Below are 11,333 nucleotides of genomic sequence, written 5' to 3'. Positions count from 1 at the left end.
ATATATGTCTCGATTAGTATCGTTATTATATTTGCGTTTCTTATTAGTTTATTTATTTTTTTAAAATTGAACCTAAAAACAGGCTAACAAAAAGAGAGGGAACTCAAAATGATATCGAAAGTGAACAATGTACTTCGGGATTTCGGAAATTCTGTGATAACGACACTATACGAGCTGAAATACGTGAGAAGACGAAATTATAACCTTCGCACACTTGTAAAGGTCGTCAACCCGAACTATAAAATCGACACTTATAACGGTATACTCTCTCCAGATAAGAAGCTATGCTTCATCGAATCGTTGCAGTGCGTGAAAGTGAACCCCGTAATATTCGATGATAACGGCGAAAACGTCGTTTTCATAACGTTATCTGACATAAACAATATAACAGTCGAAAACATCATCAAAACGGCCGAGGCCCAAAAACAGCAGGCTCTTTTTTCTTTCAGGACAGGACGAGGTTGGAATACTATGTTCGTTCAGTCTCGTGGATGTATCGACTGGACGCACCTGAAAAACGAATACGAGATAGACTACGGCGTTAGCACGTACAAAGTAGTCCAGTCGTCTTTGCTCAAATATCTCGAAGAGCCGACTAACATAAAACTACTTTTGATTATATTAGCCTCGTTTGCTGTGGGGTTGTTCATAGGCTCTATGGTGTCTGGATTGCTACATCTACTCATTAACGCGTTCCAATAAAAAAAGAATAAAAGAACGAAATGATAATAAACGTAATCGGTAACATAGGTTCAGGGAAGACACTATTACTGACAACGCTCGCGCACATGTTCTACGAGAATGGGTACTATGTCTTTTCGAATTATCATATCGATAAAAAATTGATAAAAAATATCGAATACATACGAACAATAGAAGAACTTAACAAACTAAAGAACGAGCCTAATAAAAAAAAGTTTTTCGCTGTCGACGAAGGACAGCAGGATTTGGACAGTAGAGCGTCTCTTTCGAAATACAATAGGTTCATCACGAAACTATTCTTGCAATCGAGGAAGTATTCATGTCATATAGCGCTCACGTCCCAATTCTTTTCTGCGATAGATATACGAATTAGGGCGCTATCGAACTTTATCATCATGCCTACCAAGTTATATTTTGACCCGTTCAATCAGAAGCCGTTCATGGTTCGGGCTGTCACGACCGTGATATATCAGGATATCAGATATTCGAATATTCCGATTTTTTTCCCTCTGATTACGAAGGATGGAAGATACATATGTGATTTTTACGACACGTTGCAGTTTGTGGACGAGTTCGAAGACGAGACGACGAGAATGAACAGTTTAGTCATGAAGTACATTGATTCCGACATCAAGAAGAAAGACCAGATGAAGAGTTATATTTATTTTAACGAACTCGAAAAAAATAACACGCTCACGAAGAGTGACATAGACAATATCGTAAATTACATTTTTTATTTGCGTGAGCAGCAAAAAACAAAAAATATAAATACAGAAGACGATATAAATATCATATATGAAGATGAAAAAGAAAAAAAGAAAAATAAAAAAACAAGCAAGAACAGCAACAGCAGCAGAAGAACAAGAAATAAAAAAAGCACTAAAACAATACGCTGAGTTCGGCCTATATTCATATATTCTGAAAAAGAACAGAGCTGAAAAAGCACATATCCCATTTTCTGCGTACGTCGACAGAAAAACAAAGAAAATCACGACTCGTGTAGTACTGAAAGAAAAATATCGAAAGAAATTTAGAGTAGTGAAGGTATATTACGACCTCGAAACGAAAGATTATATCCTAAAGCCAAAAAAATCAGACCTGAGCCGTCCATACCTGATACAGAAACCTGCGCTGAAAGATAGAAAAGGAAATATATATTACTTGATATATGAAAAACACGTCGATAAAAGAAAAACTGTTATGAAGGATTTCTATTACAACAGGTACTTCGGCACTATCACACCAAAAAAGATAAAGAACATAAAATTATCCGAAAAAGAACTGAAAAAAATCAGAAAAGACTACGTCCCAAAATCGAACGTGAAAAATAAAAAGCTCATCTCGAAAGTGATTGAAAATATTAATAAGCAATCGAAAAGAAATATAGAAAGGCAAAAGCAATACATCAGAAAGAGATACGAGCTTGAGAAAAAGACCACTAAAGACGTGAAAATATACTCGAAAATAAACGTAAAGATAGACCTCATCAGACATACAGAAGATACACCTCAGTTAGTTATGATATACTCGAATCATGAAGAAGTGACAGACCCAAGAAATATACCGACGTTCAATGAGATGCTCATGAAGATGCAGCCGTACGATATACAACAGCTGAAAAAAATCGTGAATAGGGAATACGCAGACGGCTATAGAGTATCGTATGCATATGGGTATTACGTCGTATACGATACGAAAACGAAAATGCTATACAGGAAACCTATCGTCTTCAATCCTATGATGTTCTTTTGAGAAAATGCCGAACTAAATCAGCCTTCACGTCTGCAAAAAAAAGAAAATGTAGGATAGAAAAATATATAAAAGAAAAAACGATATCTCTCATCGGAATTTTTAGTTTTCTTTTTTCTGTTCCAATCCCCTCAATTCTCTGCTCGTATCCATGTTCCATCACTATCTGAAAAATGAACGGATAGACGTATAACAATAATCGACCCAGGTGGGATGTGAAACTCACGAACAAAAAGGATATGAAAATATATATCTTCAATCTATCTATGTCCGAATTCGTTGCGTTTTTTCGATAAAAATCAAATAATGTTCTTACACCTATTAAAATAAATTTCGCTGTAATTATCGGGTTGAGCGTGATAAGGTTCATCACGATATTGTTCTCGTACTCGTCGTTATTATATTTAGAAAAAATACTGTATCTTACCCCTGCGAACCCGAGCAAAAAGATATAGGCTATAAGCAATATGATATATATATTCGAGTGCTTGAAATACTCTTCTCTACTACTCGCCGTCAATATGAAAAAAAGAGTCGGAAGAATAGCAGAATAATGAATTAGGACAGACATAAGTAGCATAATTATTACCTTCATGTTCAAATGGTTCGAGTTTCTTTTGTATATTATCAAGGCGAACAAAAAAACTAAAAAAGCTATATATTGCGAGAAAATATTCACGACCAAAAAAAACCCCGTGAGATATGATGAGAGTATGAAATATAACCCCCTCAAATAATCCCTATCATTGAACTCGAAAACCAAAACTTGCGTGATAATAAAATATACCAACACGTTCAATACTATTACGCTCATGTAGGGGTTCGCTGTAAAAAAATTAGTAACGGCAAAAAGAAGATAAAAAACTATATGATGTATTCTATACACACCCGTGTAATATTCATTTAGATAGTTGATGATATCTGATTTCGCGAAAATGAAATTGTAAGACTCGAGAAAATATACGTTCAAAAATAAATAAAGAAAAAAAAGAGAAAAAATGAAAAGAAAATAAAATACCTTCACATAATTCATTTTTTCTCAATTGTCTCGTCTACGAGCGGAACGAGAACGTACCTTTCTGTATCCTTGTAGTACTTTATTTTCATTTTCACGAACCTGAACGTGTAGTTCGATTCGGTTTTTTCGGGGTACGTGTACGCTACCAGCTCGTTCATATCGTTCGTCGTGAAAATTTCTTTCAGGAAATCGATATGCCTCGCGTTCAATACATCATATATCGCTGAAAAACGAGGATTCATTTTTTCGAATGCTGACGCGTATGCATATATCTTAGACTGCTTTAGGTCTGAAACAAGAAGATAGTCGTTTTTTTTCGGGTCGAAATAGACTGGGAAATATATAGTATATATCATCTTCTCCTTGTTCGCGTTCGTGAGAAAGAACGATATTTTCAGGTATTCCCTGTCCTTCTCGGACTTGAAAATTTCACGACATATAGGCCGCATCAGCGTGAAATCGTCATATGACGGTTCTCTTTTCAGTCCTTCATCTATTTTTATTAATTTCATATTACCACCTCTATTTTTAAATACATAATATGTCAGTATGTATTTAAATACTTTTCAATCGGACGTCAATCGGACGTGATGCCTATCTTCATATGGGTCTCGTTCCTATATAGTACGAAAAATCGATTCATCCCGACCTCGAAATATTCCGTGAAATTGGTCCTATGCTTCATAAAACATATATGAGAATCAAAAAAATCGTCCCCTATATATCGCCTCGTATCGAATACACTCGCTCGCTCTGCGAATTTCGTCTTCTTCAACCCTAATATGTCTAACATGGTCCTCTTACATTCATCAAACCCCGCAGAATAGGCCGCAGTACTCGGATGCTCTGGCCTGAGGTTCATCAGAAGATGCTCCTGAATATCTGTGATGTTCTTCGATATGTTCTTTTCTACTATCTTCACTACTACAGCCTTCTCTTCATACCTTCTTAATTCGCTCCTCGCCGCTGCTAAATTGCTCTCGCACTCGCCTAAACGACCTATCAGAACTGCATCTATCCCCCCCTGACTCTCGGTTCGAGTTCTATCGCTCGAACTCGAACTCGAACTCGAACTAAAACTCGAACCCGTGCCTGAACTCGTACTCGTACTCAAATTAATGTCTCCCTTGCTGCTCCTGTACTCTAAAAATAATATCAGAAATTTCACACACCCTATGAGACATATCAATACAACTAACCATATTATTACCTTTCCTATGCCCATTTTTTCCCCCACACACACCCACCTACCTACCTCATACGTCTGCTAAAAAAAAAAGTTCAAACGTTCTCGACGTCTCTCACGTTTTTCCCCATCAACCCAGATAACCTCCCTATCATCGATTGCCTCATCTCCTCGGTGATCCCGTTCATAATCCGTATCACTTCGTCACGACCTTTCCCCTGCTCGGATATGAATAGCTGAAGAATGTCGTTAAGCAATATCTCGTACTTCTCTACGAGCTTCTGAAGATTATCGACCTCTCGCTTCGATAGTACGTTCCTCGATATCAACCGCTCGTCTACGTATTCCCCCACCCCACCACATAAAGGACATTCCCTTATATCCAATAGACCGTTCATATGGGTACACGTCACTTTTTTTTCTTCAGATGAATAAACAAGCTTATATCGAAAATTTCGATAGAAATCGAAATAGAAATATAACGCTATATAATTGACTATGAAATAGTATATCATCTTCTTGTCTATGCGCGATATCATCTTGATTTTCTCAACGTCAAATAACATCTTTCCCATATCAACATACATCTTCTCGCGCGGCTCTATAGAAGTGTCACTTATCTGCTTGATTAGCTCCGTTATAACATCAGTCTTCTTTTCTGTTACCCTCGCCTTTTCCTGCTTTTCCTGCTCTTGTGTCGCTTTGAGAAAATCAAAAATACTGTTCTCGACCATATATATACTATAACTCTTTGTGTATTTATATATAAGTAGTGCCTAACTATATAATATGGAAATAATCCAAAAAGGTATTGAAAAAAGTAAATACCTCGCTGGTCTGGTGCTAACGTATACACTCGTCAGCACCGCGAACGCAACGAGTCTGTTCGGCTCGGATCTCGTTGATAATATAGGCGATACCATAGATGATATCGCAACCCTGATAGGCCGAATCATCAGCGGAAATATACTGTCCCAAGCCTTGAGCCTCATGCTCACCGTTATGATATACGGCGGAGCTTTCATGGTATTGGCGGCAATATTCGGCTTTATAACAGGGATATTCAAATTTAAGAGATGGTTTAGATTTTAGACTGTCTTGCCATGGTGTGCGTATCCCAATCCCCTATGCACACCATGGTTTTTATTATTTCTTCCGCTCAGAAGTCGAGGCTTGGGGTTTCTTCCTGTCTACTTGGATTATGTACGTTCTGATTTCCTTCTTTAGAGAAGAGGAATGTACTCCTAATATTTGCATGATTCGGTCGTGCTGCTTTCCAGATACCTTGAATCGCAGACTGTTCTCTATGAAATCACATACTTGCGCGTACTCGATTCCAGCTTTTTCTGCCTCTTTAAATATGTTCTTGAATATTTCGACGACCATTTTTATGGTAACGGAATTATTATATCGATTATAACAAGAATTGCGTCTACGAAAAGTTTTATCGTTAAGTTGATTAAATTGCCGATTCTTAGCATAAAGTTGAAAAGCGCTATACTATTATTGTATAACAACTCGAAAGTATTTACATGAACCTCTATATACATTTTAATAAAATCGAAAAAAGATAGATTATATACGCTATACTTGTACGCTGTATATGCCATCACGAAAGCTTCGTAAAATAAAAATATAAGAGCGTTCGCTAAGACAAATGTAAGTACGAAGTTCCATATATATCCGTAAAAATCACGATAAAAATCGCTCGGATTCGTGAGAAAATATATGAATATGTTAAGCGAAAACGAAAAAAGACCTAAAAAAGTATTCAGAAACATGTTTATTATCCCAAAAATAGAAGTGAAAATAGAACTCACAGGCTTTAGGTCTATATCAGGAAATATATTTATGTTTACGTTAATTAGATTATTGATGGCATCTATAATTCCACCTAATAACCCATCTGTAGAACTACCTGATGTATCTGTTGTACCTGAAGGAAAAAAAGCGTTTGAGGCTTCTGTAGAGCAATCGATTACGTTTATCTTCGCACACGTCGATGCGTTCAGGTTGCTCCCTGTTACGATACATGAATAATATATATAGAGAACGTCATTTAGTTCATATTTATCATCCGTAATATTTATATAAAATAACGCAGTACTGTCGTCGTATCTGCTCATCTCGCCACTATACGATTGCCCACTCGTAACGTCATGAACGTAAAAAGAACACGAACACGCTATGCACGGGGTGTTATCATCGAACTGTATTAAGTCTGTATACGCAGAATTCAGGCATATGTTCTTTTCAGTGCATGTAGCGCTGACACTACCGACACTACTTAGAAGAAAAATACAGAATAGTATGATTGAAAAAATCGTCTTTTTATATTTCTCCATATATTAGTATTGGATGTTCGAATTTATATTATTTAATTTTTTACTTTATAATTGATTGAATTAGAACCTTTAAAACCAATATTATAAAAAGCAGAAAAATCAAATAAAAGAACGGTAGTAACGACTGCAAAAAGATAATGAAGTCATTCAGCCGCCTACTCCACGTGACACTCTCGATTATGAATTTCAAGTCTAAATTTTTGGTCGACCCTTCTGAACCTGTCCGCACGCTCTCTGATATCTCCATATTTCCATACTTGGCAATAATTCTGTAATCATGTTCACATTCCGCAGGAAGAAGATAGACACCGTTACTAACGTCTACGGTGTGTACTATATTTCCGTTTATTTCCCGCAACTCGACCGTCACGCCTGAAAGAATCGGAATTATAGTACTCTCGTTCTGCAAAATTACCGACCCCTTAATTTCGCAATACTCTCCGCGCTCTACAGACTCATCCTGTTCCTTCTCGATTGTGATTTGGTACGTACTCGCCTTGATGCGTATACGTTCCCGATACTCTAAATACCCGTTTTTTCTCACGGTCACATCGTATGCCGTGTTGTACCTGAGGTCTGCTATAGTACATTTACCGTTCGTTCGTGTAGTACACGAGACTGGATTTGAACCTGCCTTCGAAACCGTGACGATAGCGCCACTCACGTCTGTATATTCACCAGCTATATACGGCTTTTCAGTAATAACCCAGAACGTCACGTCAACCTTTTCTACTGATTTCGGCGTAATTGTGATGTTCATATTCGTTTTATTACCGTACATAGAGGCACAGACAATGGTACTTTCGAATCCCATGTCATCAGCACGTACACAGCAATTCAGACCCCGTGAAATATTATTGAAAATGTAGAATCCGTTCTGGTCAGTGTAATAAATCGAGTTCACGCAATCTATCTTAACTAATATATCGCTCACTGGCGTCTTGAATATACTGTCCCCCCTGAGAACATACCCCGAAAGAAAATATAGTAGCGATGCGTTCAGGCTCTGCGACCTAATCGGTTGCATTACTATTGCGGTCTCGTCATATCCGCTCAAATCAACCCAGTTGTCTATAGGATAGTACCCATCCCTCGTCGCATATACACGATATCGCCTGTTCAACCCCTGATTCCTGCTTACGGTCGAGTTGAAACAGAAAACATTATTTGTTCCAAAATATGTGTTGTTCTCAAATATCTCCTGAGTATCGTAATTCGTCACCCTGAACGTTACGTTCGTGATGGTCTCGTACGTGATGGAATCGACGAACTTGAAACAGAACGGCACTACTTGTGTGTCACCGACATATAGGTTGTAGTTCTGCACGTAATCGTTGATGTATATCGAATGCGTCATAGGCCGACCATATGCGAAATACTTCAGTTCTGAATTCTCATAGTATTTATACTTGATGCCTGTGCAAATATACTTCTTACACCACCTATTGCGATAATCGAACCTGATAATCGGATACCCCATGCTATCCGTATATTTCTCGTCATATATCGCTTGGTATAGGTATTGACTACACCCTTCTACACGTCCCATCTCCAAATCGAGCATATCGGACATAGAGTTTATATTGCATTTTTCGTAATTATCACACCCAAATATGTAATACTCGACATTGTTCAGATTCGCACTTCGCGTCAAGTCCCTCACCGTAGTGTTCACGTTCACGTCTGTACATGTGTACGTGTTCCCACTATCTGCTTGATATACATATGTAGTATTACACATCGGATTATATACCGAATCTACGAGATACATCATGACACTGCCATCGGACGATATCCGCCCTAAGTTCACGTTATACCGCCCACATGTCATGTTCGTTAATGTGTATATACCACTTTCATCCTTCACAGCACGATTGATGTACCCGCGCTCGTTCTCGAGAAAAGTACACCCCCCAGAATAATTCACAGTATTATCACATATCACATACCTCGGAGTCTCGTCATATTCATGCTCGAGCGTCAAAATTAAATCTGGTGTCATAGAACCGTTCGCGTTAATCAGTTTTCCCCTAAAACAACAGTCTCCTGTGTAGGTTTCGTTCCCTGTAGTCTCGTTCCCTGTAGTCTCGTTCTGGGTTTCGTTCTGTGAGGTACTTCCAACTTCATATACACGGATGAATGGTATTGTACTCACATTTTCAACCCTTACACCATAATAGTTGTCTATATAGGTATTTCTACAACATATTGCAGACCCCCCATACCCGAGAATATTGTACGCGGTCGAATAACTCGGTACATCTCCATCATGAGATAGCATGATATACATCTCAGCATAGGTATCTTTCGTATCGATTGTCGAGTTCATTATTGTAGAATTTAGGCAAACTAAAAAAAATTTATTAAAAACATATCCAAAGTTCTCAATACCATATAGAGTATTTACTTCTGAAAAATATACATTTCTCGTATATCCTATCTCTTCTTCATCGTGGTAAAAAATTACTGTTGCCGATAATCGCCTGTTCGGAAAAATTGAAGTCCCAAAAGCATTATTTACAACTGAAGGGTATACGGCATTAAGATAAGACCCCGTGTAGAAAGATAGATTTCCCGCATACGTGTCATACCCCGTGCTACAATAGTGTTGTTTACAGTAGTTTACGTAGGAAATATTTGTGTGAAATTCACATTTGTTCAGTTCAATTTGTCCATGAAAATTTCCAGTCGTGAAATTATATTGGTCTAACTCTTTATATGTGTCGTTATAATAAAACCCATAGGCGTCTGAAACATTCTGGAAGAATGTATTAAATACACGACTATAATTATAGACAACTGGATACGCATAGGTATAATACTTCCGATATGTATCTGCGTCTGTGTACCCCATCAGAAAAACCATAACTATGAAAATGAATATGAAACTTCTATCTCTCATATTACTTTATTATCCTTTTTATTATATATATCATTATGCCTACAATCATAATCAATATCACTAATACAACCCCATACATCAGTACATAGGTCTTCTGAAATTCGTTTGCATCCCCCTCTACCATCATCATATCGAAAAAATCGTCTCGCTCCTTTTCTTCTATTAGAACGGCATAACTAACATTCTCGAATAATGTGAGGACTGTGTAATTTTCGTTCTCAATATGAATAGAACGTATATACCTGCTATTATCCTCCTGAAAAAGGTGAATGTTCTTAATATTACCGTCTTGTACCACAACCTGCGTAATCGCACTTTCATCTGCTGATACATAAAAAGTGAGAAAGAAAAACATAAATAAAAGTGATATTACCGTTCTTTTCATAGCAGATACCTTATTATTCTTTTTATTAGAAAAATAAATACGCCTACGAACATAATCGTAAATAAAATCAAAATAAAGAATAAACCAATATTTCCTACTATTTTTTTACCCATATCTATTGCCTTCTCTGAATATGATATACTATTGTTCGCAGAAAATAACGAATTCGTCTTCGAATAATTCACGAAAAAATACGAGTTCCCTGTAGTCATTACGTAATCTCTATCTGGCGGTAGATATACCATACTCCTATTACATGACATGTACACGTTCCCGTCTATATCAGAAAAAATTAGACAATCGTACGGGTTTTCAGATATGTACGTCACATTTACTGCCTCTACGTTCGAAAAAAATATATACACAAGTAGAAAATATATGATTCTTTTCATTTTTTTCAATTATTATTTTGTTTTTTAATTAATAAAGAAGTATCATAAATATATTACCATGAAAAAAAGAAAATCCTCTAAAAGAAGATATACCTATAGAAAAAAAGGAAAAAAATATAGACAAATAGGTAAATCCAAAAAGTCCTACGACCAGAGATTTTCCGCACGAAAGCCAGGAAAAAGAAGAAGCTACAGAGGAAATATATACTACGAATACCGAAGAAACCGCTCCGATATCGGAAAATGGCTATGAGTTCGTAGTAGGTTCACATAGACTCGTCACCCACCACAACACACACCTCTGGTAGAATGTAGATAGTAGCTTTCTCTCCAGTTGATTTACTGTTCTCCCTTTATTTTCCCTTTATTTACCCCTCTTTTCCCCTTTCTTTCCCCTTTCTTTACCCTCCATGCGGCCTTTCAGCCCCACCCCACCCCTCCTCGGCCCACCCACCACCGCGGCCTACCACCCCCTCGGCACGCGGCCAGCTCAACACGGCCAACCCCCTCGCCCACCCCGCTCGGCACTTCTCTCCCTACGCCCTTCCACCACCTACGGCCTGCGGCCTGCGGCCACCCACCACATACAACCCGCGGCCTCCTCGGCCACCCACCACCTACGCCCCTTCGGCCATCCACCCCACTCGGCCTTCG

At 37.8% G+C, this 11,333-nt stretch carries 7 protein-coding genes; 3 read left to right on the top strand and 4 right to left on the bottom strand.

What is annotated here, in order from left to right:
• The first annotated feature begins 1,497 nt into the window (after positions 1 to 1,497).
• On the top strand, positions 1,498 to 2,454 hold the full coding sequence (locus QXL17_07900; GenBank protein ID MEM4259050.1) for a hypothetical protein: 957 nt from the start codon (positions 1,498 to 1,500) through the stop codon (positions 2,452 to 2,454).
• 1,026 nt (positions 2,455 to 3,480) lie between these two features.
• Here the strand turns inward: QXL17_07900 and QXL17_07895 are convergent.
• The 3 genes from QXL17_07895 to QXL17_07885 form a co-directional block, all read right to left on the bottom strand.
• Positions 3,481 to 3,981: a hypothetical protein gene (locus QXL17_07895; GenBank protein ID MEM4259049.1), complete on the bottom strand. Its 501-nt coding sequence runs from the start codon at positions 3,979 to 3,981 to the stop codon at positions 3,481 to 3,483.
• Positions 3,982 to 4,046: 65 nt separating this feature from the next.
• On the bottom strand, positions 4,047 to 4,706 hold the full coding sequence (locus QXL17_07890; GenBank protein ID MEM4259048.1) for a hypothetical protein: 660 nt from the start codon (positions 4,704 to 4,706) through the stop codon (positions 4,047 to 4,049).
• A gap of 44 nt (positions 4,707 to 4,750) precedes the next feature.
• Complete coding sequence (locus QXL17_07885) at positions 4,751 to 5,389, bottom strand: hypothetical protein (protein ID MEM4259047.1); 639 nt, start codon at positions 5,387 to 5,389, stop codon at positions 4,751 to 4,753.
• Between the two features lie 55 nt (positions 5,390 to 5,444).
• Between QXL17_07885 and QXL17_07880 the strand changes: the two genes are divergently transcribed.
• Both QXL17_07880 and QXL17_07875 read left to right on the top strand, forming a co-directional pair.
• The gene (locus QXL17_07880) at positions 5,445 to 5,747 is read left to right on the top strand and encodes a hypothetical protein (protein MEM4259046.1); all 303 of its coding nucleotides are present in this window, start codon (positions 5,445 to 5,447) and stop codon (positions 5,745 to 5,747) included.
• Positions 5,748 to 6,383: 636 nt separating this feature from the next.
• The gene (locus QXL17_07875) at positions 6,384 to 6,695 is read left to right on the top strand and encodes a hypothetical protein (protein ID MEM4259045.1); all 312 of its coding nucleotides are present in this window, start codon (positions 6,384 to 6,386) and stop codon (positions 6,693 to 6,695) included.
• A 345-nt stretch (positions 6,696 to 7,040) separates the two neighbouring features.
• On the opposite strand, the gene QXL17_07870 is transcribed toward QXL17_07875, so the two are convergent.
• Positions 7,041 to 9,281, bottom strand: a complete 2,241-nt coding sequence (locus QXL17_07870) for a hypothetical protein (protein ID MEM4259044.1) — start codon at positions 9,279 to 9,281, stop codon at positions 7,041 to 7,043.
• Positions 9,282 to 11,333: the final 2,052 nt, after the last annotated feature.

It is taken from the genome of Candidatus Thermoplasmatota archaeon (assembly GCA_038884455.1).
Lineage (GTDB): Archaea > Thermoplasmatota > E2 > DHVEG-1 > DHVEG-1 > JAWABU01.
This window is presented reverse-complemented; position numbering and strand designations above follow the sequence as displayed.